Origin of the sequence: Nitrosospira multiformis (genome assembly GCF_900111585.1) — a bacterium.
GTDB lineage: Bacteria > Pseudomonadota > Gammaproteobacteria > Burkholderiales > Nitrosomonadaceae > Nitrosospira > Nitrosospira multiformis_B.
Window position 1 is genome coordinate 210,960 of the sequence record NZ_FOHI01000002.1, and the last position, 24,385, is coordinate 235,344.

At 52.8% G+C, this 24,385-nt stretch carries 17 protein-coding genes; 6 read left to right on the forward strand and 11 right to left on the reverse strand.

Annotated features, from left to right (window positions below; genetic code table 11):
• Positions 1-813 (forward strand): 2-oxo acid dehydrogenase subunit E2, encoded by an 813-nt coding sequence (locus BMW46_RS04065; RefSeq protein ID WP_074705046.1) that lies wholly within the window; start codon positions 1-3, stop codon positions 811-813.
• Between the two features lie 147 nt (positions 814-960).
• Here BMW46_RS04065 and pepA read toward each other — a convergent pair whose 3' ends face one another.
• The 6 genes from pepA to BMW46_RS04095 all read right to left on the reverse strand — a co-directional run bounded on the left by pepA (position 961) and on the right by BMW46_RS04095 (position 10,541).
• The gene (gene pepA / locus BMW46_RS04070) at positions 961-1,800 is read right to left on the reverse strand and encodes a flocculation-associated PEP-CTERM protein PepA (RefSeq protein ID WP_074705049.1); all 840 of its coding nucleotides are present in this window, start codon (positions 1,798-1,800) and stop codon (positions 961-963) included.
• 580 nt (positions 1,801-2,380) lie between these two features.
• A complete protein-coding gene (locus BMW46_RS15925) occupies positions 2,381-4,423 on the reverse strand; it encodes a ThiF family adenylyltransferase (protein ID WP_074705052.1) in 2,043 nt (680 codons plus the stop codon).
• A 179-nt stretch (positions 4,424-4,602) separates the two neighbouring features.
• Entirely contained in the window at positions 4,603-5,421 is an 819-nt protein-coding gene (locus tag BMW46_RS04080; RefSeq protein WP_074705054.1) for an N-acyl amino acid synthase FeeM domain-containing protein, read from the reverse strand.
• Positions 5,422-5,868: 447 nt separating this feature from the next.
• On the reverse strand, positions 5,869-8,718 hold the full coding sequence (prsT, locus tag BMW46_RS04085; protein WP_256376944.1) for an XrtA/PEP-CTERM system TPR-repeat protein PrsT: 2,850 nt from the start codon (positions 8,716-8,718) through the stop codon (positions 5,869-5,871).
• Positions 8,719-9,197: 479 nt separating this feature from the next.
• The gene (locus BMW46_RS04090; protein WP_074705057.1) at positions 9,198-9,980 is read right to left on the reverse strand and encodes an inositol monophosphatase family protein; all 783 of its coding nucleotides are present in this window, start codon (positions 9,978-9,980) and stop codon (positions 9,198-9,200) included.
• Positions 9,981-9,983: 3 nt separating this feature from the next.
• The gene (locus BMW46_RS04095) at positions 9,984-10,541 is read right to left on the reverse strand and encodes a thioredoxin family protein (protein ID WP_074705060.1); all 558 of its coding nucleotides are present in this window, start codon (positions 10,539-10,541) and stop codon (positions 9,984-9,986) included.
• Positions 10,542-10,766: 225 nt separating this feature from the next.
• Here BMW46_RS04095 and BMW46_RS04100 point away from each other — a divergent pair, with 225 nt between their 5' ends.
• The 5 genes from BMW46_RS04100 to BMW46_RS04120 all read left to right on the forward strand — a co-directional run bounded on the left by BMW46_RS04100 (position 10,767) and on the right by BMW46_RS04120 (position 17,002).
• Complete coding sequence (locus tag BMW46_RS04100) at positions 10,767-11,534, forward strand: 16S rRNA (uracil(1498)-N(3))-methyltransferase (protein WP_074705063.1); 768 nt, start codon at positions 10,767-10,769, stop codon at positions 11,532-11,534.
• A gap of 2 nt (positions 11,535-11,536) precedes the next feature.
• Positions 11,537-12,865 carry an amino-acid N-acetyltransferase gene (gene argA / locus BMW46_RS04105; protein WP_074705065.1) on the forward strand — a complete coding sequence of 443 codons (1,329 nt, stop codon included), beginning with the start codon at positions 11,537-11,539 and terminating at the stop codon, positions 12,863-12,865.
• Positions 12,866-12,973: 108 nt separating this feature from the next.
• Positions 12,974-13,246: an oxidative damage protection protein gene (locus tag BMW46_RS04110; RefSeq protein ID WP_074705068.1), complete on the forward strand. Its 273-nt coding sequence runs from the start codon at positions 12,974-12,976 to the stop codon at positions 13,244-13,246.
• Between the two features lie 54 nt (positions 13,247-13,300).
• A complete protein-coding gene (gene ppk1, locus BMW46_RS04115; RefSeq protein WP_074705676.1) occupies positions 13,301-15,376 on the forward strand; it encodes a polyphosphate kinase 1 in 2,076 nt (691 codons plus the stop codon).
• Positions 15,377-15,442: 66 nt separating this feature from the next.
• Entirely contained in the window at positions 15,443-17,002 is a 1,560-nt protein-coding gene (locus BMW46_RS04120; protein ID WP_074705071.1) for a CYTH and CHAD domain-containing protein, read from the forward strand.
• Positions 17,003-17,208: 206 nt separating this feature from the next.
• On the opposite strand, the gene fba is transcribed toward BMW46_RS04120, so the two are convergent.
• From fba to tkt, 5 genes are all read right to left on the reverse strand, one after another.
• On the reverse strand, positions 17,209-18,273 hold the full coding sequence (gene fba, locus BMW46_RS04125) for a class II fructose-bisphosphate aldolase (protein WP_074705074.1): 1,065 nt from the start codon (positions 18,271-18,273) through the stop codon (positions 17,209-17,211).
• A gap of 84 nt (positions 18,274-18,357) precedes the next feature.
• Complete coding sequence (gene pyk, locus BMW46_RS04130) at positions 18,358-19,812, reverse strand: pyruvate kinase (protein WP_074705076.1); 1,455 nt, start codon at positions 19,810-19,812, stop codon at positions 18,358-18,360.
• Between the two features lie 56 nt (positions 19,813-19,868).
• Positions 19,869-21,056: a phosphoglycerate kinase gene (locus BMW46_RS04135; RefSeq protein WP_074705679.1), complete on the reverse strand. Its 1,188-nt coding sequence runs from the start codon at positions 21,054-21,056 to the stop codon at positions 19,869-19,871.
• Positions 21,057-21,185: 129 nt separating this feature from the next.
• Complete coding sequence (gap, locus tag BMW46_RS04140; RefSeq protein WP_074705079.1) at positions 21,186-22,187, reverse strand: type I glyceraldehyde-3-phosphate dehydrogenase; 1,002 nt, start codon at positions 22,185-22,187, stop codon at positions 21,186-21,188.
• Positions 22,188-22,267: 80 nt separating this feature from the next.
• Positions 22,268-24,283, reverse strand: a complete 2,016-nt coding sequence (gene tkt / locus BMW46_RS04145) for a transketolase (protein WP_074705682.1) — start codon at positions 24,281-24,283, stop codon at positions 22,268-22,270.
• Positions 24,284-24,385 lie beyond the last annotated feature (102 nt).

The window sequence follows — 24,385 nt, forward strand, 5'->3', positions numbered from 1 at the left end:
ATGGATCATCAATACACAACACTTGAGAGAAATCGATATTTCGAGGTGCTGGGCGGTTTGAACGTGGAAAATCGCGGCGATAATAAAGTTGCGATGCTCTCGGAACTTGATATGACATCGGCACAGGCATTGCGGACTTCCGTCAACCGGCAGACCGGCGTCAAACCTTCGTACACTGCAATTGTAGCCAAGGCGGTTTCAATAGCCTTGCGAGAGCATCCATATGCTAACCGAATGGCAGTGGAACGATTGTTCTGGAAGCGAATCCTGCAATTGCATGACGTGCATATGACAATCGCGGTAGAACGTGACCGGCCGGGCATCGAACAGGCAGTGTTCGCGGGTACGATCAGGGATACTGACAAGCTGGATGTAGCTGCCATCACCAAAGAATTGCAAAGTTTGGCGCAGTCAACAGAAGAAACCAACGAACGTTGGCGGCTGCTCAAACGCATGGTTGAGACCCTTCCGCCCGCTTTGGCTCGCCGGTTAATATCGATTCCGCGCTGGTTTCCCGATCAGTGGATCAAGCATCGAGGTGGCTCAGTCATGATTTCATCGCCCGCCAAATATGGCGTGGATATGATGGTTGCGAACTGGCCATGGCCGATTGGCTATTCTTTCGGCTTGGTGAAAGACCGAGTGATCGCCGTGGAGGGCGCGGTGCAGGTAAGACCGACCATGGTTCTCACCATGAGTTTCGATCGTCGTCTAATGGGGGGAGCACCGGCTGCCCGGTTTTTTCGCACAGTGTGCGAACATATAGAACATGCGGAACAGGATATGGCTTTACCTGTTGACATCACTGCGTAGCAGCTTCGATCCAACGGGTGGATCTGGCAACTGGCGAAGCGAATAACGGGCTGGATGAGCCAGGAGCTCAATATCTCCGACACGACAATGAAAAGGCCACCCTGACAGGGGTGGCCCGAAGAGTGAACGCGATATACCGCTGTTTACTCAGGTGCGACGACGACCCGTGAAGGCAAAACCAAGCAGACCGATACCCATCAGAGCTAAAATACCGGGTTCAGGCACTTCCGCGGCGGTAAAACCTTGTGATCCATCGGTTTGTATTACAAAACTTGATGCAGTGTCAGCCCCCGTGGCAACCCCGTTAAATGCTGTCGGCCGCGTATATTCCGGCGCACTCTGGCCGGGGAATTGAAGCGAGGCTTGAAACTGGGTGCCTACCAATGCCGGATTTATATACGTGCTATTAGTGTTGGTGACTGTGCCGAACAGAAAACCGCCGCCCGTACCGAGTACATCCGGACCAGGAATTGCACCGGTTGCAGAGAAGGTGCTAAAACCACTGTCCCATGTTCCACTCAGTATGCTCGTTCCGTCGAGAAAACCCGTCCCGGTGGCCTGGTTCGCATCCGGGTTGGAATCAAGGAAGATCTCCCATGTTCCGCTGTTCGTAGTGATCTGAATGCTGGTACACCCGTCGTTCTGGCAAACCGCAGTCTGTGTAATCTGCTGAAAGGTAGTTACTTCGTACGTCCCGGTTTCGGGGCCAGGCGACGCCACAAATAGATTATTCGTTGGGGAAGTGGTGTTGATGACACCTGCAAAGGCCTGGTACGTCAAGGTGAAGGTATCGCTATCACCAGCGTTATTGGCACCGGTCAGGTCAAACCCCTGAACCCAGCCACCCCCATTTGAATGCCAGTCGAAGCCTGTAAAATTTTGCAGTATTCCATCTGGGCTGAACGTATTCAGAGTTGCCGAATATCCAATAGCGGGGCCACCTAGCAGTACTGCAGCCATTGATAAATTGATGAGCTTTTTATTCACAATTCTCTCCCAATAGCAATAAAAATAAAAGAAGCTGTTTGTTCCAAGTTATACAAAGCAATTCTATGATTATACCTAGCAATTCATATGCCAGATTTTATGTTATTTTATTTCACCCCTAATATCAGGTACTTGCAAATTCTCGGTTCCCCTTCATCTAGGCTGGAATTCAAAAGTGTAAAAAATATCGACACTGCTCCTGCTTTTGTGCCTCTTCCACAGCATTTTCGATACCTTTGTGAGGGCGTTTTCACGGAGTAGTGATTGCCTAGATACCTCGGTGCCTAGCTCCGGTTGTAGGATGGTATGGAGTATAGCCAATTACAGGGAGGGAATCATGGGACGAGTATTACATGGCTGCTGCCCGTGACGTTGGCCGGGCATGCCATCTAAGATGCGTCGCCCTCTGGCTCAGTGACTCAGAATCCAATGACTGCCATCCCGGAATCAGCGGTCAGCAAATAGCCCATCAGATTCCTCGTTGTTCCAGACTCCGGAAGGGAGACAAGTATTCCACAGACTTACCACAGACTTACCAATGAATGAAGCGGACGAACGGGCATATTGAAGCACTTGTCCCTCAGGTACGCCAAAGCATCTGCTCCAGCTCGAGTCGAATAGACCGCGAAGTCGGTCTTTTGCCAGCGCCAATGCGTCCCATGAAAACGGCTCTGGTCGCGACTTCTTCTCCCAGAATATGATCGAGCCGCCGGGTCAGTGAGGTGGCGAGTTTAATGCATTGTTTTGTCTTCGAAAAGGGAATACCTTCACGACTATAACGTGCAAAAACGAGGGGAGTTATCTCCGGCTGTAACTGCAAGCCAAGTTTGGTAGCTGTAAGCCAGAAGCGCTGCATAACGCGCCCTGCGCTCACGTAATCATCGATGGATCGAGGCGCGTGAGGCGCCAGGATAACGAAATGCCCGGCACAGGCCATGCCGGGTATCAAATCCATCTGGAGACGCGGCGCCCAGGTTCCCGCCAAAAAAGTGTTAAAAAATTCGACACGATTCCAGCTTCCCATAATCCAACGCATTAACCGTGCTGTAAGTGGATCAACTCCGAGTGCTTGGTCAGGTACTTTATCCGCGCTATAGCGGGAGTTCCATTGTATGATGGCGCGGTGCACCTGATAGGCTTCAGGCATAATCAGACGCAGTTTTGCATTGTCGAACAGGAATCGGGCCATTTCCAGACGTCTGGAAAAACCCTCCAGCCATAAGATGTCATACTGAGGTTTCACTGCAGCCTCTAGCGCACCCTTTTCTCTCCCGGTTAAAGGCCGCGTACTCATGGGACGGCGTTGAACACTGCGATAGGGTATATAAGGAATAAGCGGATCGGGCGTAAGATGCGCGTCAGTCTCGAAATGGATGTCGAAAGTTGGTTTCGTATCGGGACAATCGGGAATTCGCTGGATACGTGTTTTTAGACCATGGCCTGTAGCGGCAATAGATATGGTTTCCAGCAATGCCCCGATGGAAATTTGACTAGGACGTCCATCCAGGTCATAGACGCAGTGCTCACGGGTATCGAAACCATGTATTATCAGGTAATTGTCCCCGACGATCTGGAACCGCCAAGGCTGGGTATTGTCTCCGCTCGGCGCCCATCTGGCAAGATCGAGGATTTGTTCGATTAATGTATGTGCCTCGAGGTCGGCGGGCCTTTTGCTTTCACCCTCACAGCCTGCCGATTCAGGCGGAATGGTAGTATCCGTGGAAGAATATTGTTCCGGATCTCTGAAGAGCTTTTTAGCATTTTTTTTGCTCAGGCGACGCCTGGCGATTGCGAGACTGAGTTGCTGGAGAGGATTGCTGTTCCCACCCGGACGCCAGGTACGGATCAATTTATTGCGGTAGGCATCGAAGTGAACTCCATGTGGAGCAGCCAAAACCGTACCGCGATTCAGTAGTATCTTCAGAGCTTCAGTAGCTGCAATACCCGCGCAGAGTTGGCAACCCATTATCGTCGAGGGACCGCGGCGTTCCTTGAGGTTGATGCTGGAAGGATCCAGCAGGTAGCGGGCATGTAGACCAGTGGGCGCGAGCCCTATCAAAAAACGGAGGGCCTTTTCCACCTCAGGTAGATCACCCCACTGAAAATACTCTTCGAAGGTCATTTTACCAGGCAGGAAATTCAATAATGCCGATCCCATGCCTAAAGGAGCGGTCGTTATGGCGGGAATACCCCGCTCCTGGCAAGCCGAAAACGTTGCTGCGCGAGCTGAAAAGGCAAAAAAGTCGAGACCATCGATATACAGATCAACGTCCTCGAAAAATTCCGGCAAATTATCCGGATTGACGCCCTGAGGAAAGATTTTGATATTCAGTTCCGGATTGATATCTCGCGCCATCACGGCTAAAACCTCGCTCTTTGGCCGATTGAGGCTTGAAACCGTGGCACCTATCTGGCGGTTGAAATTGACCAGATCGAAAACATCAAAATCCGCAATATGAAATGCGCCGACCCCCAGTCGAGCCAAGGTCAGCAGATGAATACCACCGACACCACCCAATCCGGCAATTGCAACGCGTTTGTACCGTAGAATTTCCTGTTCGACAGGTGTTACCCACCCAATATTGCGGGAGGTGGCCTCACGATATGAGAAATCCTGAACCATTACCCGGGCCGATCAGTAGGAATAGGGGAGCAATTTTCGAGGTGAGCTATATAGGTGAGCTATATATATGATATGAATGATAGCATCAATGCCAAATGCTTTGGCAGGGAGATTGATGGAAAAGTATCAGCTTCAAGGGACAGAAAGGTTGCAGAAGTTAAAAAGCATGTGCGTGAATTTCACGCAGATGGTATCCAGACACCCCCGGTTTTCAGTCGCTCAGTAATGTCACCTTCATCCTGTGCGGAAAAAAAATAAGGGTAAAATGATCTTTCGTTACCGTGTTGCTCCATCAATCCGCCGAATTTCCCAATTTGCTCGGCCATATATTCAAGTTTCACCCTAAGCAGCACCGCGGGTGCGTCAACACGGGTGCAAACTCGCTCTTCGGCAATCTGCCTGCATCCCAGCATTCTTTTATAGAAACCAGCGTGACGAGGATTTACTTCTACCACCCAATCAGTAAAACCATGGATATTCGCCGCGTAGATATAGCAAATATGGATCAGTGAAGCAAAAACCCGGGGAGGTACATTATCATCAATCGCAAGTCTGGAAGGTTCACACAGCTTTCGTCCCTGCGCTCGCAACTCATTCAGTTCGTCACCAAAATTCTCATCCGCGGGCAACGATGAATTGCCATCCAGACACAAGGTCATAGTGCCTACTGTCTGGTTTGCGGTTTCAGCGATCAATGTAATTCTGTTAGGCTCATTGATTACCGGCATATCAACAGAATAACCTCTCCAGGAATACCTTTTTTTTATGAGCAAACTCGCGGCTTCACGTTGATCTTCTGAATTAGCCATCCGAATATGAAAGAGCTGTTGATCGATAGGATGATCGCGAACCGACTCGGAATCACGCTCCCCGATACAAAGATCATGCAACCGATAAGGAGACTTGAATGAAATTATTGCTTCGCTATCTTCACTATCATGAGGCAGAAAGTTATATCTGTGAGTAATGAGAGCATAAAGTAGCCGAAAAATATGCATGTAGTTTATCCTCGTATAGCACTGAAGGTAAAAAACAATCAAGCAATATCTATGCCACCTTTATACCGTAAGGTTTATCAACTATCTAGCTATGTGTGTTATCGCACAGACTGAAGAACTGTCTCCAAGCGGAGACACTACAATTGCGATATCAAATAGAATCCTGAAATTTAAAGGATTATTGATGTCGTCGGGATGAGACAGGGTTTGATGGGTAAGTGACGGATTTTGCGTGTTTTCACAATTCTTCCCTGAACTGCTACACGCTCCTGCATCTTGCACGGATTGCGTAGCTCCCGCGCCAGTTGGGATGTCGCCGGGTTTTCTGATTCCGTTCGTATTTCGATAACTTTCGGACAGAATCGCTAATAGCGAAAACGAATCCCATGCTTCAAGCAAGAAGATACTCGAAAGGGATTCGTAAGGCAGTAAATCAGTCCGAGGTATCTACTGTATCCGCTCAAGAAGAGCTCTCGCTTCATCTATACCCGAAAAGGTTTTTCCAGTAGCCAGAATTTGTTCAAGCTCTTTACGGGCCTGGCTTTTATTGCCAGACTTGACCAGTGCGGATGCAAAATGGTAGCGAATTTCCCCTGCTTGAGGCGCCAAAGAAGCGGCTTTCTGTAAAAGCGGTAGGGCCCGCGCGATATTTTCCTGCTCCAGTAGTACCCAACCCAGTGTATCCAGTACTGCCGGGTTTTCCGTAGCTAACTGATATGCCTTTTCCGCGTATTCCAAGGCCCTGGGGTCCTTTTGGCGCTGATAAGCGGTAGCCAGGTTATTGAGTGCCGGAGCAAATTTCGGTTGCTCTTTCAGGACAGCTTGATATTGCTCGACTGCAGCAGCCAATTTTCCCTCTGTGAGAAATGTATCCGCGAGGTACATTCGAGTAGGTAAATCATCTGGGTGTTTTTTCAGCCATTCGATCAAGCGAAGGTCTGCCTCCTTATCTTTTCCAGCCTGCCTGAGCGATGCGTGGAGCTTGATCAATAAGGCCGAGGTTTTATTAACCGCGAATGCCTGTTCATAGGCACTTGCGGCAAGCGCAGGTTTTTTCTGTTTCAGCAACAGATCGCCCTCTGCTATATAACCTGCGGGTGATCCTTTATGCTGTTTCTGAACTTGGTGCGCCATCGCAATTGCTTTCTCATAATTACCCTGTTCTGCTTCAATCTCGATCTGCGCCAATTGCGCAGCCAGATAATCGGGTTTTATAGCCAGCGATTTTTTCAGCGCATCTGATGCCGCGGAGAGGTTTTGCATTGCCATATGAATGGAGGCGATGCGGAATTGAACAAGCGGTGACTCCGGTTGTACGACAGCGAGCCGGGCGTAGCTCTCCAGGGCACTCGCTCTGTCATTGTTAGCTAGTTGAGCCTGTGCCAGTAAATCCAGCACAGCGGGTTCCTTGGAATGTGTCCCCTCCAGTTTCTTGGCGAGAGCCAGCGCTTTCTGTTTTTCGCCCAAACGAAGATAATGTGATCCAAGCAGGATGGCCGGCTGCAGGACATCCGGATTTGCTTGCATTGCACGCTCCAGCCACTCGGTAGCCTTCTGGTTCTGTCCCTGGTTGACAGCAAGACCCGCCAGCGCGACCATGGCCTGGATATTCTTCTTGTCCTTTTCCAGAACTGCTTCAAAGCGTTTTCTGGCGGCGTCCGGTTTTTTATCCTGAATGTCGAGTCGCGCGAGATTTGCTATAGTCGGGAAATAGTTTGGTTGAATAGCAAGCGCTTTCTCAAAGCTCGCTCTTGCATTCGTTATATCGTTCTTGCCAAGATATACGCCGCCTTTCAGGTTCTGAATGAGCGGATTATCCGGGTTCTCCTTCTCCAACGCTTTTACCGCGGCGAGGGCCTTGTCGAATTCTTTGAGGCGTAAATGGGTCATGACCAGCAGGACTCCTGCCCGCGGCGATTTGGGGTCGAGTTTTGTCGCTGTTTCCAGTTCGGAGAGGGCCCGCGCGCTCTCCCCCTGCCCCAACCTGCTCATGCTTAAAGCGGTATGAAGCATCGCACTTCTCGGTGCGATATCGCTTGCCATTTCAAAGTATTCCGTGGCTTTCGCAAAGTCCCTGGCTTGCATGTAAGCTTCCCCAGCCAAGGCGAATAACTGAGGATCCTCTTTCACATTTTTGAGCGATGGGGTCAGGATGTCGATAGCGCGTTTCGTCTCGCCATTTTTTAACATCACGGAAGCAAGCAGCTTGCGCGCGTAGACGTTTCCGGGGTCCTTCTCCAGATAATGTTTCAGGTGTTGTTCCGCCTGCGGCATGGATCCCAGAGCAAACTGGACTGCGCCCGCGAGCAACACGCTGGGCATGTGCTCCGGCGACTTGCTGAGTATCTGCTGGAGCGATTCCAGCGCGGCAGCAGGCTTTTTCTGACTGAAATCGAGCAAAGCCTGAGTATAGAACACCATCAAGCTGGGACTAATCTTGCGTGCAGCGTCGATATCTGCCTTTGCCGCCTCGAACCTGCCCGTTCCAATTTCGATGAATGCCTTGTTGATATAGGCAATGGTCGCGTTCGGCTTCAGCTTCACCACCTGGTCATAGGCAGCCAGAGCTTCCCCGGATTTACCCTGCATCCGCAGAAGGTCGCCCTTGAACAACCAGGCATCGACATTTTGCGTACTCCGGGAAACCGCCTGTTCCGAGAAATGGGTTGCGGCTTCCACATCCCTTTGCAGCAGGGAATATTTCGCCAAGCCGATCAGGGCGTCGGCAGAATCGGGATTTTGTCCAAGCGCTTGCTCGAACAATGCCTTTGCTTCCGCAGTCTTGCCTAATCCGAGCTGCGCATTCCCCCGGAGCGTGAGTATCTGCGCTGACTTTGTTTTGTCGGCCAGTTCTTTCGTTTCATCCAGGATTTGTTGATAGGAGCCTAGCCTGAGCAAGGCTTGTCCCAGTTCGGGCAGCACCTTGCCCGCATCCATTCCCAGGCTCAATGCCTTGCGAAGCTCTTTCTCTGCGGACTGAAAATCCCCAGTCTTGTTGTATATTGCGCCAAGCAGATACCGCGCTTCCGAATTATCAGGGTTCTGCTGCAAGGCATTTTTTAGCTGGATGATGGCTGACTTGTGATCCCCGCTTTCTTCGTAGCGCTTCGCATCCGCCATCAGTTTCGCCGGCTCCACCGCTTTGTTACAGCCTTGCATGCTCCCCGCGGTGAGGGCGGCAGCGATTGCAAGCGTCAGGCCAGTCTTTTTTAAAGCAGTCTTTCTAAAAGCGCGCATGTAAATTCCCTTCTCCGAATCATCAACCAGGTCCACCTTCAAACTCCTGCGTTCCTGCATTCCTGCATTCCTGCAGCCAGCACTCAACTTTACACCTCTGCGCAGTCCCAGTGAAACGAGGACTGTTCGATTTCAGGAGGACGATCGATGCCGATGTTTTCCATTGGTTTTGCCACTACTATTACGGCTCGTCAGCCTGAATATAAAGTGCGACAGGGATAAGCTCATTCGCCCTGGCTTCCTTGATACTCGCGCTCAAATGGCGGAGTTCGAGTAAACTTAGCGTAGAAATATAGCAAGAGATCAAGGTATCGTGTAGAAAAGATGATCTCGTGCTCCCGGTTCGTTTGCATTGGTTATCGGTGTTCGCTTGAGGCTGCGGAGCAGAGTGACCTACGCGGAGCAGAGTAGCCTATAGTATTGTATTGCGAGATCCGGACGGAGGTTGTGGACAAGAAGTTTTCCTCTCAAAGCTCAAAGGAGGAAACTCCTGCCTATCTTTTCGCGTTTTGAAGCTGTGAGTCGGCCAGGGCCGCAAGCTATCGATGTGCGCGTACCCAGTCGCGCCACTGCATGAAAAGATTCAGATCAAGGGCAGCAATGGCTGAGCGCTGCCAGAGCGGCTCGGTCCAGAAATCATCCTCGTTCAAACCGCACATGTGACCGCCTGCTTCTTCCAGAATCAGGCTGCCTGCGGCATAGTCCCATAGTTTTTGACCCCCATGCAGATACAGGTCAAAGCGTCCGGCAGCGGTGTAACACCATTCCAGGGCACAGGAGCCGAAGTTGCGATGAGAAGAAAACGGCTTTGCCGTAGAGACTTCCTGTGCAAGCCTGCGACCAAGCCGTTTCAGGTCCACGCTCGCGATTGCCGCACATAGCGGCGGTACATCTTCCTTTATCGGCAATTTTTCCCCATTCAGGAATGCGCCCCTGCCTTTTTCGGCGTAGAACATTTCATCCGCCACTGGATTGTAAACCACTCCCAGAACGCTTCTGCCATGTCGCATCAGTGCTACTGAAACGGCAAAGTAGGACAAGCCATTGACGAAATTGGAAGTCCCGTCTATCGGATCCATGCACCAAAGTCCCGCATCGCCTTCCCGCCAGTGCGCGACCTGCTCGTTTTCCGTCATTTCTTCTCCCACCACCGGACCAGGATAGATCTTCCTCAACTCGCGCGCGAGCGTTTCCTGTGTGACAAGATCAGCTTCTGTAAACAGACTTCCATCGACTTTGCGCTGTCGCGCAACTTTCATATAGCGCGGCAGAATTTCCTGCTGGGCAACTGCTTTGACGGCAGCGATAACTGCATCAATCACCGGCTAGTCCACTCGCCATTTGATGGAGCAGCCGATGCTGGGAATCTGGTCCTTGGGACCAGCGCCGGTGCGGGCTACCTGAAGCATTCCTTCGAAAAGGTCACGTCGTGCATCCACCCGCGCGGCTTCCTTCCGGGAAGCATCCAGGCGCCCGCGATACTGCAATTCGAGCTTGTGATTGAAGCCGAAAAAATCCGGCGTGCAGACTGCACCATATGCCTTTGCTACTTCCTGGGTTTCATCCCAGACATAGGGAAAGGGGTAGGCATATTCCCGGGCTACGCGCCCCATGTTTTCAAATGAGTCCTCGGGATAGTCAGACGGATCGTTGGACATGATTGCGATAGCGCCGATACCCTGCTCACGCAATTCGTTGACATCGCGGATGATGCGTTCGCGCACGGCCTTCACATAAGGACAATGATTGCAGATGAACATCACCAGCAATCCTTTTTCACTCTTGACTGAGGCCAGATTGTAGTGTTTTCCATCTACTCCCGGTAAATCGAAATCAATTGCTTTCCAGCCGAAATCACAGACCGGTGTTTCCAAGCTCGCCATATTTTTCCCCCAGATTTCATTTCCTTATAACGAATACCAGATATCGTTTCCTGCGCTATCCAGGCAGAAGCCGAGCGGTGTCTTTTCGCAGAAGCTTGTCGTGCGGATATAATTGAAAGCAGCGCGGCTATCTCGACAGCGTTTGTTCAAGCAGGACTGCTGAGACCCCAATACTATCATGAGAAAGGCGCATTGATTGTTCCACCGTCTGATACTGAATATGCAATGACGCTTCCCCGCTTTTACTGCCCTGTGGAGATTCTTGCGGGACAGATCCTGGAATTGCCCTCAGCAGTTGCGCATCATGCCGCGCGCGTTCTGAGACTCGAGCCAGGCGATGAAGTGGTGTTGTTCAATGGCGACGGTGGAGAATTCACGTCTGTCATTTCGCGAATCAGCAAGCAGGGTGTGGCTGTTGTAGTCGAAAGGCATGTACAGGTCGAGCGCGAATCCCCGCTCACCATTCTGCTTGCTCAAGCGGTGTGTATGGGTGAAAAGATGGACTGGATCGTGCAAAAAGCAGTGGAACTGGGTGTAACTCGAATTCAGCCTCTCATTACCAAGCAGAGTGTCGTGAGACTCAGCGGTGAGCGCGGGGAAAAACGCGTGAGCCATTTGCAAAAAGTCGTTATCTCCGCGTGCGAGCAATGCGGCAGAAACCATGTGCCGGAAGTGCTGCCACTCGCGCCTCTCCAGAGCTGGCTGGGTAGGCAAACCGAATCATGCAGAACGCCCAGTGGCAGTCTTTCCCCCGATGCTTGCTTCATGCTCTCACCTTTTGCAAGAAAGGGTTTGCGGGATTTCAAGCACTCTTCAAATATCGGCTCGATCATTTTGCTCGTGGGGCCGGAAGGAGGGTTTACCCAGGATGAGGAAGCGGCTGCAATGGTTGCGGGTTTCATGCCGTTGCGTCTGGGTCACCGCATACTGCGAACGGAGAGCGCCGCGCTGGCGGCAATGGGAGCAATGCAGGCGCTATGGGGTGATTATTGATCATGGATTTTGTGACTTGGTTCCGGTCGGTAGCGCCTTATATCAACAGCTTCCGTCATAAAGTTTTCGTGGTCGCTTTCGGCGGGGAAGTCGTTGCGGACGGAAAATTCATCGAACTCGTACACGATCTCAATCTGCTCGCCAGCTTAGGCGTACGTCTGGTGCTGGTGCACGGTGCGCGCCCACAGATCGAGTCGCGCTTAAACGAACATGACCTGCAGACGACATATATACGAGGTATGCGCGTTACCGATGCGGCTGCGTTGCAGTGTGTCAAGGAATCGATCGGGCGAGTACGTGTCGAAATCGAAGCACTGCTGTCAATGGGTTTGCCAAATTCACCGATGGCCAACGCTGCGATTCGCGTCGCCAGCGGCAACTTTGTTACTGCACGGCCAATCGGCGTGATAGAGGGTATTGACCTGATGCATACCGGAGAAGTACGCAAAGTGGATATTTCCGCCATCCGCTCGCGGCTCGAGCAAGGTGAATTGGCATTGCTGTCGCCGCTTGGCTACTCCCCTACCGGCGAGATCTTTAATTTGACACTGGAAAATGTCGCAGCTGAGACTGCGATCGCCCTCAAGGCCGAGAAACTCATATTTCTGATGGATACCGAGGGGATCGAAAAGAGCACTGTAGACAGCGAACAGGCGTTGCTGCTGCGGGAACTGACGGTGGCGGAGGGCAGGAGCTTGCTCAAGGAGTTTGGCAGGAAAACGGTAAAGCTTGCCGAGGATGCACAGCTTTATCTACCTTTTGCCTTGCACGCCTGTGAACGCGGAGTATCCCGCGTCCACCTCATAAGCCGGCACGTGGATGGCGCTATTTTACAGGAGCTATTCACCCACAGTGGCATCGGGACAATGATATCGGAAGGTCCGTTGCAAAACCTGCGGGATGCACGAATAGAGGACGTGGGCGCGATTTTGCAACTGATCGAGCCTCTCGAAGCGGACGGAACGTTGGTGCGGCGGAGCCGCGAGTTGCTGGAGATGGAAATTGACCGCTTCGTCGTGATCGAGCATGATCGCATGACTGTCGGGTGTGCGGCGCTCTATCCTTTTCCGGACGATATGGCAGGCGAGCTCGCCTGTCTTACCGTTCATCCTGACTACCGTAGTGCGGGCTGTGGAGATGCGCTGCTCAAGGCTATTGAGGCGAAGGCGAGATCCCAGGGCAGTAAAAAACTGTTCGTCCTTACCACCCGGACAGCCCACTGGTTTGTCGAGCGCGGCTTCCTTTCAGCAGACGTCAATCAATTACCCAAGGTGAAGCAGGGGCTATACAATTATCAACGGCGCTCGAAGGTATTTATGAAACCCCTTTAACCAGCGGTCAGATTCTGGCTGCTGGATCGACTATCCTGTCGCGGTAATCAAAGAGTGCAGCGCACGGCGCTCTGATGGTCTGCATTTTGTTATATTTCGGAGACAGCAATGGGAAGAACCGTAAATTGCATCAAGCTTGGGCGGGAGCTGGAAGGTCTGGATTTTCCGCTTTATCCAGGCGAGTTGGGAAAGCGTATTTTTGAGAATGTCTCGAAAGAGGCATGGGCGGGCTGGATCAGGCACCAAACCATGCTGGTCAACGAGTATCATTTGAATCTGTCGGACATCAAGGCGCGCAAATATCTGGCCGAACAGCTCGAGGCATATTTCTTCGGAAGCGGTGCGGAACAACCTCGGGGCTATGTACCTCTTGCCAAATAATGTCAGATAGCACGGCAGCTTGAAGTGATTGCATTGGATATATTCAGAGACGGCATGACCGATTCCAGAGCTTCCGGTCAATTCCTCAATCGAGAGGTTGGCCAGATTGAATTCAACCGGAGGGTGCTTGCGCAGGCCGAAAATGAAGAAACCCCGCTTCTTGAGCGCCTGAAGTTTCTTTGCATTGTCAGCAGTAACCTGGACGAGTTCTTCGAGGTTCGTGTCGCGGGGATCAAGGAGCAGATCAAACTCGATACCCGCGGTTTTGATCCAGCTGGCATGCTGCCGCATCAGATATTCAGATTGGTGAGCGAACAGACGCATACGCTGGTGGCGCGGCAGTACGCGTTGCTGAATCAGCAGATTTTGCCTGGCCTTGCCAGTGAGGGGATCCATTTTCTGCGGCGTGCCACCTGGAATGACGCACAGCGCGCGTGGATCAAGTCTTACTTCTTTCGCGAAATGATGCCGGTGCTGACTCCCATCGGCCTTGACATTTCACATCCCTTTCCTCGAGTACTTAACAAGAGTCTGAATTTTGCGGTAGAACTCGAGGGCAAGGACGCCTTCGGGCGTAATTCCGGAGTTGCCATCGTGCAGGCCCCGCGCGTGCTGCCCAGACTGATTCAGTTGCCGGCTGAAATCAGCAGCAGCCCCTATAATTTTGTATTTCTCTCTTCCATCCTGCATGCGCACGTAGGGGAATTATTCGCCGGGATGAATGTGCTCGGCTGCTATCAATTTCGCGCTACGCGCAATAGCGATCTGTTCGTGGATGAGGAAGAAGTCAAGAATTTGCGCATTGCGCTACAGGGTGAACTGCCGCAGCGCCACTTCGGCAATGCCGTAAGGCTGGAAGTGGCGGACAATTGCCCCCTGCATATGTCGGCCTTTCTGCTGGAGCAGCTCGGTCTTGCTCAGGAGGACTTCTATCAGGTAGAGGGGCCCGTGAATCTGGCGCGGATGATGCACGTCTTCGAACGCATAGACCGGTCCGATCTGAGATATCTGTCTTTCATCCCGGGTTTGCCGCTGACGCTGCAAAAGAAAAAAGCGTCTGACATTTTTCAGTTGATTCGCAAGAACGATATCCTGTTACACCATCCCTACCAGTCGTTCCAGCCGGTAATTCATTTTCTCCAGCAGGCTGCAACCGATCCTGATGTGGTCGCCATCAAGCAGACCGTATATCGTACCGGTGCCGATTCCCAAGTCATGGCCGCGCTTATCGCCGCTGCGAGCAGCGGAAAAGAGGTCACTGTGGTGGTGGAGCTGCTGGCCCGGTTTGATGAAGAAGCCAATATCAACTGGGCCAGCCGGCTGGAGAATGTGGGGGCGCATGTGGTTTATGGAGTGGTAGGCCATAAGACACATGCAAAGATGGCAATGATAGTGCGGCGTGAGGAAGGCAGCCTTCGGCGTTACGTTCATGTCGGCACCGGGAATTATCACGCCAGCACGGCCCGGCTTTATACCGATTTCGGCTTGTTCAGCTGCCAAGAGGATTTCTGCGCTGATGTGAATGAAGTTTTCACACAGCTTACGGGACTGGGCAAGGCGGGAAAACTCAAATATCTCTGGCAATCTCCCTTCAGTTTCCATAGCCAGATGATCGCATCCATTGAAAACGAAGCGCAGAATGCAAAAGCAGGAAAGCCTGCCCGAATTATCGCAAAGATGAACGCATTGCTGGAACCGGGGGTCATCCAGGCACTCTATGCCGCTTCCGAGGCAGGCGTAAAGATCGATCTCATTGTTCGCGGGGTATGTGCCTTGCGGCCAGGTATCAAAGGGCTCTCAGAAAACATTCGGGTACGCTCCATTATCGGCCGCTTTCTCGAACACAGCCGGATTTTCTATTTTCGCAATGGCGGTGCTTACGACATCTACCTTTCCAGCGCCGACTGGATGGATCGAAATTTTTTTCGAAGGATCGAGATCTGCTTTCCGGTTTTGGAGCCCAAACTGAAAAAGCGCGTGCTCGAAGAAGGTCTGTATGTATTCCTGAAGGACAATTGCGAGGCCTGGGAAATGGACAGCGAGGGTCGTTATCATCTGAAGCAGTCCGGTCAGCGCAAGAAGCGAAGCGCTCAGGAGACGCTGCTGATGGAACTGGCCGCCGCGCAATAGAGGCGGCAGTCAGGAACGTTTCCCCCGGCACCGAGTAGTCGTTCCAGACATAGTCGGAAAAGAATCGTGCCGCTCGAAATCGAACTCAAATTAAGATTGTCACCCGAGGATGCCGCCGGGCTTCAACATCACCCGTTCCTGACATCCCTTACCGTTTCCCGCCCTGTTACGCGGAAACTTTTCACCACCTATTACGACACGCCTGATCTGTATCTTCAGAGGCATCAGATGGCACTCCGGTTGCGACATATCGGAAGAAAATGGATACAGTCCATCAAAGGAGGAGGGGAAGCTGCCCTTGGATTGCACCGGCGTCATGAATGGGAGTCCATGGTGCCGACAGGGCGGCCTGATTTCTCTCAAATAACCGATCCGTCTCTCATCCGCCTGTTCGACGGTGCAGGACTGCACGGCCAATTGCGTGTCCTGTTTACGACCGACTTCAAGCGCAGCAAGCGCATGTTGCGCTTGGGGGACGGAAGCGAGATCGAGTTTTCGCTGGATCAGGGAGTAATCAGAACGCCAGCTGATTTTACCCGGGAGATTTGCGAAATCGAGCTGGAACTGAAGTCGGGGAGTACGCAGTCGCTATACCAGTTCGCGCTGGATATACTGCACATCGTTCCTTTCAGATTGGAAAACGCAAGCAAAGCCGAGCGGGGCTATAGGCTCGTTACCGGCTTCAAACCCGCGCCTGTCAGGGCGGTACCTGTTCGACTCGAGACGGAAATGAAATTGGGCGAAGCCATCAAGGCGATCGCGTGGAATTGCCTAGACCACTTGCATGGCACCGAGGCAGGCATGCTGCAACATCAGGATCCGGAGTATCTGCATCAGATGCGTGTGGCATTACGCAGGGTACGTACGGCGCGCCGTGTTTTTGCCCGGGCATTCGATGCAACTGCGTTTGCTTCTGCAGCCCCGGACTTGAAATGGCTGTCGCGTTCCCTCGGCGCGGCGCGGGACTGGGATATATTCGTGTCGGAAACATTAAGCGAAGTGAGGAATTACTTTCAGGGGCATCCCGGTATTTCTGCCTTATGGGAAGAGTGCGAGCAGATGCGGAAAAACCACAATGATGCGGCGTGTGAGGCGGTAGGATCTATCCGATACACGGAAGCAATGCTGAGGCTGGGGACTTGGCTGAACGCGGAAACCTGGCTTCCGGCCCCTGATCCGCAGCAGAGCGAATTGCGAAAGGCCCGACTGGAATGGCCGGTGAAGAAATTCGCAGATAACGCGCTGTCGCACGGGCACGAAAAATTGAAAAAGTATTACAAAAGGGCGGAAGGGCAGAGTGTAGAGGCGATACATGGCCTGCGCATTGCGGTGAAAGAACAGCGATATACCGCTGAATTTTTCTCAGACCTGTATCGCCGAAAAAAAGTGAAGCGCTACATCAAGTCTCTGACCGTATTGCAGGAAACGCTGGGCGCGGTAATTGACACTACCGTGACCGAACGATTGCTGAATGAAGTCGGAGTTGCTGAAGCAAGAGACGAGAATGGCGGCACGTGCGAGGCAAGGGGTATTGTCCTCGGTTGGATGGTCCAGCGTGGGCTGACGAAAAGAAGTGAGCTTGATGAGGTATGGGGGGATTTCGAGAAAAAGGAGGTGTTCTGGTAGCTGCCCGGGTGCTTGCCGAGGTAGCGATTACAAGTGCAAGATCGGGGCCGGTCGTCAGCTCTGGAAGTGCGAGCAATTCGACCAGACACTTCAGCCTCCGGTAATAAAAAGGCGAACTGTATTGGTTCGCCTTTTTATCTCGTTCGAATTCCAGTTGCTTATACCCAGCACTGGCGTTGAACGGGTGGAACTGTCAGTTTGCCTGATTACTTGATGACAGCCTTCAATTCCCCCTTCGCGTATTTGCCTGCCATGTTGTCCAAGGCGATAGGTTTGATTTTAGCCGCCTGCCCCGCACAACCAAACGCTTCAAAGCGTGCCTTGCAAATATCCTTGGCTGCGGCAGTCGCATCCTTCAGATATTTACGCGGGTCGAATTCGCTCTTGTTCTTGGCAAGATGACGCCGTATCGCACCGGTCATCGCCAACCGGATATCGGTATCGATATTGACCTTGCGTACGCCGTATTTGATCCCTTCCTGGATTTCCTCGACTGGAACACCATAGGTTTCTTTCATCTCCCCACCATATTCACGGATGATGTCGAGCCAATCCTGCGGCACGGAGCTGGAGCCATGCATCACCAGATGGGTATTGGGAATGCGCGCATGAATTTCCTTTATGCGCTCGATGGCGAGAATATCTCCCGTTGGCTTGCGCGTAAACTTGTAGGCGCCATGAGAGGTGCCGATGGCGATTGCCAACGCATCCACACCCGTTTGCTTGACGAAGTCGGCTGCCTGTTCCGGATCGGTCAGCAGTTGATCATGAGACAACTTGCCTTCGGCGCCATGGCCATCTTCCGCTTCACCCATGCCGGATTCCAGGGAACCGAGGCACCCGAGTTCACCCTCGACGGAGACACCCACTGCATGTGCCATTTCCACCACCTTGCCGGTGACTTCAACGTTGTATTCATAGGAAGAGGGTGTCTTCGCATCCGCTTCCAGGGATCCATCCATCATGACGCTGGAAAAACCGCTGCGAATGGCATTGACGCAAACCGCTGGCGAGGCTCCGTGATCCTGGTGCATGACGATGGGAATGTGCGGATAGGCCTCTACGGCTGCGGCAATGAGATGGCGCAGAAAAGGCTCCCCAGCATATTTACGCGCCCCTGCTGAGCCCTGCATGATCACCGGGCTGTCGCATTCATCCGCAGCCTGCATGATGGCGTGAATCTGCTCCAAGTTGTTGACGTTGAAAGCGGGCAGGCCATAGCCATTTTCTGCCGCGTGATCCAAAAGTTGACGCAATGATACGAGTGCCATTAGAACCTCCTCAAAGTTAGAATCAGTGTATATGGTAAAACATCACAGGCAGTGAAAAGATCGAGGCGGATATCTGCACCATGCTCAGGATTCCACCTTCCGTTCCTGTTTTCTGTGCTCGCCTACCTTCACTATTTTCATCGTATTGGTGCCGCCTGCCTTGCCCACCGGTTCGCCGATGGTCATGATCATTAGGTCGCCGTTGCGTACCGCGCCCCGTCTGAGCAACTCGTTTTCGGCGTGATTCAGGATGATCTCCGGATCGTTCGAGCCTCCGCCGAACTTGACCGGGTACACACCCCGAAATAACGTCATCTTGCGCCGTGTATCCTCCTGAGGACTCAACGCGAATATGGGCACGGTGGAACTCCTGCGCGACATCAGCAACACGGTCCTGCCGCTTTGTGTAAGCGCCGCAATGGCTCTGATCTTCAATCCTCCTGCGGTGAACATGGTCGCACGGGCAATCGCTTCCTCGATATTATCGGGCAGGCCGCCCTGCAGTCGTCGGTTTTCACTGCTTACCAGGTATTCCTTTTCCGCCTCCAGGCATACCCTCGCCATTGCCGCAACCGCTTCAACAGGATATTGTCCGGTGGCGGATTCCGCTGACAGCATCACCGCATCAGTGCCATCCAGTACCGCATTTGCTACATCCGACACCTCCGCGCGGGTGGGGATGGGACTGCTGACCATGGATTCCATCATCTGGGTGGCGGTTACCACCAGCTTGTTCCTGGTTCGAGCAGTACGGATCATCCGTTTTTGCAACGCCGGCACGACTGCGTCGCCTACCTCTACCGCAAGGTCTCCGCGCGCAACCATGATCGCATCGGAGGCCTCCAGAATATCATCCAGCGCCAGGATCGCTTCCGATCGTTCGATCTTCGCCATCAATAAACTTTTTCCGCCCGCCTCGCGCATCACATCGCGCGCCCAGCGCATATCATCGCCAGAACGGGGAAATGATACCGCCAGATAATCGGCTTTAAGCGCGGCGGCCGTCCGGATATCTTCCACGTCCTTGCCGGTGAGGGCAGGCGCACTCAGGCCACCGCCTTTGCGGTTGATTCCCTTGTTGTTGGACAGTATTCCCCCCTGCTCAACCACGCAATAAACCTGGCTTCCCTTGACTTCGGAAACGCCGAGCACGATGCGCCCATCATCCAGGATCAGCGTTGCACCGGTCTCGACATCACTGGGCAATTCCCTGTAATCCAGACCCACCCGTTCCTGGTTTCCAAGCGCGCATTCGGCGTCGAGTATGAATTGATCGCCCGTTTTCAGCAGAATTTTATTATTTTCAAATTTGCCGATCCGGATTTTGGGTCCCTGCAGGTCTGCCAGCACACCCACCGCGTGACCCGCGGCGCGTGCGAGGGAGCGCGCCAACTCGGCGCATTCGATATGCTCTTCCCTGGTTCCATGGGAAAAGTTGATACGGACTACATCAACGCCGGCGTTTATCATCCGCTCCAGTACCTTTGCATCTCGGGATGCGGGACCGAGTGTTGCTACGATTTTTGTTCTTCGAATCATTCTGATGAATGCACGTGTTGAATCCGCGTATCAATCCACATATTCGCTACCTGGACCTATCTGCTACCGGCTGCACGCTGTTCCAGTATTTCCACGGCAGGCAACTTCTTGCCTTCCAGAAATTCCAGAAAAGCTCCACCGGCAGTGGAAATGTAAGAAACCTTGTCATAGATATCGTATTTCTGGATAGCGGCAATGGTGTCTCCTCCCCCTGCCAGGGTAAAGGCGTCGGTATCGGCGATAGCCATGGCGATGGTTTTGGTGCCTTCACCGAACTGATCGAACTCGAACACTCCGACAGGGCCGTTCCATACTACGGTACCGGCTTTCATGATGATGTCCGACAACTCGCGGGCGCTCTTCGGGCCGATATCGAATATCATATCGTCATCTGTTACCGCATCTGCATTCTTCAATACCGCCGGTTCACTGGCGTCGAATTTTTTCCCGACAACAACGTCAACGGCAATTGGAATGGTCGCATTCCGCTTTGCCATTTTTTCCATGAGCATTTTGGCGGTGGGAACCAGGTCATCTTCGCACAGGGATTTTCCAACGTTCTTTCCCGCCGCTTTGAGGAAGGTATTGGCGATGCCACCGCCCACCACCAGTTGGTCCACTTTTTCTGACAGGGATTCCAGAACGGTCAATTTTGTCGAGACCTTCGAGCCTCCGACGATTGCCACCATGGGGCGGGCTGGATTCAACAACGCCTTGGTCAGCGCGTCCAGCTCTTCTGTAAGCAGAATGCCGGCGCAGGCAACAGGAGCGTATTTGGCAATACCATAGGTCGACGCTTCGGCACGGTGCGCTGTGCCAAACGCATCCATTACAAACACGTCGCACAGCTTTGCATATTTCTGCGCCGTTTCATCTGCGTTTTTCTTTTCCCCCTTATTGAAACGGCAGTTTTCGAGGATGACCAGTTCGCCTTCGGCAACGTCGAAGTTGCCGTCCACCCAATCCTTGACCAGGCGCACTGGTTTGCCGAGACGTTCAGAAATATTGTCGGCTACCGGTTTGAGCGAGTTTTCTTCTGACCATACGCCCTCTTCCGGTCGTCCCAGATGGGAGGTAACCATTACTTTGCCGCCTTGCTTCAGGCAGTAGTCGATGGTGCCCATGGAGGCACTTATGCGTGCGTCGGAGGTAACTTTGCCATCTTTCACGGGCACATTGAGGTCGGCGCGGATGAACACGCGCTTGCCTTTCAGATCAAGGTCGGTGACTCTAATGACAGACACTGGGAACTCCAAGTTTTAAGACATAAGGAAGTTTAGGGATTCCTTATGATGAATTGAAGAGAAGGACAGGGATCAGGGGGAAGAAAAACGATCCCAAGTTTCTTCCCCTTGTGACGAACTCGTCCTCTGCTACTTGCCGGCCACAACGCGGACCATCTCCAGAATCTTGCTGGAGTAACCCCACTCGTTGTCGTACCAGGAAACCACTTTTACAAAATTCCCGTCCAGAGCCATTCCCGCTTCCGCATCGAAAATCGAGGTTGCGCTTTCGCCCCGAAAATCGGTGGAAACAACCTTCTGGTCCGTATAGGCGAGCACACCTTTCATCGATCCCTCGGATGCCTTCTTCATGGCATCGCAGATCTCTTCGTAGCTGGCTTCCTTCTCCAGCTCAACGGTAAGATCCACCACGGAAACATCAGAGGTCGGAACGCGGAAAGCCATGCCGGTGAGCTTCGTATTGAGTTCGGGAATAACCTTGCCAACGGCTTTTGCCGCGCCGGTGGAGGAGGGAATGATGTTTTCCAGAATACCCCTGCCACCGCGCCAATCCTTGTTGGAAGGACCGTCTACGGTCTTCTGGGTTGCGGTGGCGGCGTGAACTGTCGTCATCAGGCCACGTTTGACGCCAAAGGTGTCGTTCAATACCTTTGCAACGGGAGCCAGGCAGTTTGTGGTGCAGGAGGCATTGGAAATAATCGCCTGACCGTCATACGAGTCATTATTCACTCCATATACGAACATGGGTGTATCGTCTTTCGACGGCGCAGACATGATGACTTTCTTTGCGCCTGCGGCGATATGTTTCTGGCAGCTTTCCTTGGTGAGGAAAAGTCCCGTTGACTCAACCACGACTTCAGCACCGACTTCTCCCCATTTCAGTTCAGCCGGGTCTTTAATCGCCGTCAGCCGTATTCTTTTGCCATTGACAATGAGCGTACTGTCTTCGATCGAAACATCACCCTTGAAGCGGCCATGCACGGAATCATGCTGCAGCATATAGGCGAGGTAGTCGGGCTCAAGCAGATCATTGATGGCAACGACTTCAATATCCGGAAAATTCTGTACCGCCGCGCGGAAAACCATTCGCCCGATACGGCCAAATCCATTGATACCGACCTTGATTGTCATGTTTTACACTCCTTGGATAAAAAAAGAACCTCCGACGCGGAGAAAATTTTCTCCGCGTTTCGGCTGGCAATTGGTCAGAATTAAATGACGCTGTTTACCGCCTTTACCACATTCTCTACAGTGATGCCGAAGTGCTTGAACAGCTCTCCAGCGGGCGCGGACTCGCCGAAGGTATCGATGCCGACCACTGCTCCCTCCAGGCCTACATACTTGCGCCAGTAATCCGTCACGCCTGCTTCCACCGCCACGCGCCCTATACCCTTGGGCAGCACACTGTTTTTATAATCGACATCCTGGCGGTCGAATACGTTTGTGCAGGGCATCGAAACGACGCGCACATGAATTCCCGTTTCGGCCAGCGCTTTTTGCGCCATCATCGCCAGGCCGACTTCCGAACCTGTGGCAATGATGACTGCGCGCGGCTGGTTGTCGGAGGCTTCCGACAGGATATAGCCGCCCTTGTCGATCAGCTTGATCGTGTTCCCTTCGCGTTTCTGAAAGGGAAGGTTCTGGCGACTGAAAATCAGTGTGGAGGGGCCATCCTTGCGTTCGATTGCCCGTGCCCAGGCCACGGTCGACTCGATCGTATCGCACGGACGCCACACATCCATGTTGGGGATGTAGCGCAATGTGGCGGTCTGTTCCACCGGCTGGTGGGTAGGACCATCTTCGCCCAAACCGATGGAGTCATGGGTGAATACGAACAGGCAGCGTATTTTCATCAGCGCGGCCATGCGAAGCGCATTCCGCGCATATTCCGAGAACATGAGGAAAGTGGCGCCGTAAGGAATGATTCCGCCATGCAGCGCCAGTCCATTCATGATGGCGCTCATGCCGAATTCGCGCACGCCGTAATATATGTAGTTGCCGCCATCCTGCCGGGCGATGCCTTTTGAACCCGACCAGAGGGTAAGATTCGATCCGGCCAGGTCGGCCGAGCCGCCGACCAGTTCCGGCAACTTGGGTGCCAGTCCTTCAATCGCATTCTGCGATGCCTTGCGGCTTGCAATGGTTTCTTCCTTCGCATGAACACGTGCAACCAGTGCATCCACATGCTCCTGCCACCCCTCCGGCAGCTCACCTGCCATCCGCCGGCTGAACTCGGCTGCCTCAGTCGGGTATTTCGCAGCGTACTCTGCGAACTTGCGATTCCAGCCGTCTTCCAGCTTTTGTCCTTTTGCGCGCGCATCCCAGTTCTGGTAGACATCCTCGGGGATCTCGAATGGCAAATGATTCCAGCCGATATGCGGGCGCGCAGCGGCTATTTCCAGGTCACCCAGCGCTGCACCGTGCACCTCGTGAGTATTTGCCTTGTTGGGCGAGCCCATTCCGATCACGGTCTTGCAGCAGATCATGGAAGGTTTGTCCACGGCCTGCTTGGCAGCTTCGATGGCGGCCTCTATCGCTACCGGATCATGTCCGTTGACATTCGGCACAACATGCCAACCATAGGCTTCGAAGCGTTTGGGCGTGTCGTCTGTGAACCATCCCTCCACATGCCCATCGATGGAAATGCCATTGTCGTCATAAAAACAGATCAGCTTACCCAGTCCCAATGTGCCTGCAAGCGAGCAGGCTTCATGAGAGATACCTTCCATCAGACAGCCATCGCCCAGGAATACATAGGTATGGTGATTGACGATATCGAAGCCGGGACGGTTGAATTCCGAGGCAAGTATTTTCTCTGCCAGAGCCATTCCCACAGCATTGGTAATCCCCTGGCCCAGCGGACCTGTGGTCGTCTCGACGCCGGGTGTATAACCATATTCCGGATGGCCGGGAGTCCTGGAATGAAGCTGACGGAAACGCTTGATTTCCTCCATCGGCAAATCGTAGCCCGTGAGGTGCAGCAGGGCGTAAATGAGCATGGATCCATGTCCATTGGACAAAACGAAGCGGTCACGGTCGGCCCACTTCGGATTTGCCGGATTATGGCGTAGGTGATGTATCCACAATACCTCAGCGATCTCAGCCATGCCCATAGGCATTCCCGGATGCCCCGAGTTGGCTTTTTGCACGGCATCCATCGCCAGTGCACGAATGGCGCTGGTCAGGTTCTTGAATACCGGCGCTTCAAAATCTCGAAATGTTCCCATGAACATGAACTCCCTAGCTCAACAATTTATACGCACACAAAAACACCGCTCAAATAGCGGTGCGATCGGCAAAACCATTATTATCTCTTAAGATAGGATGCC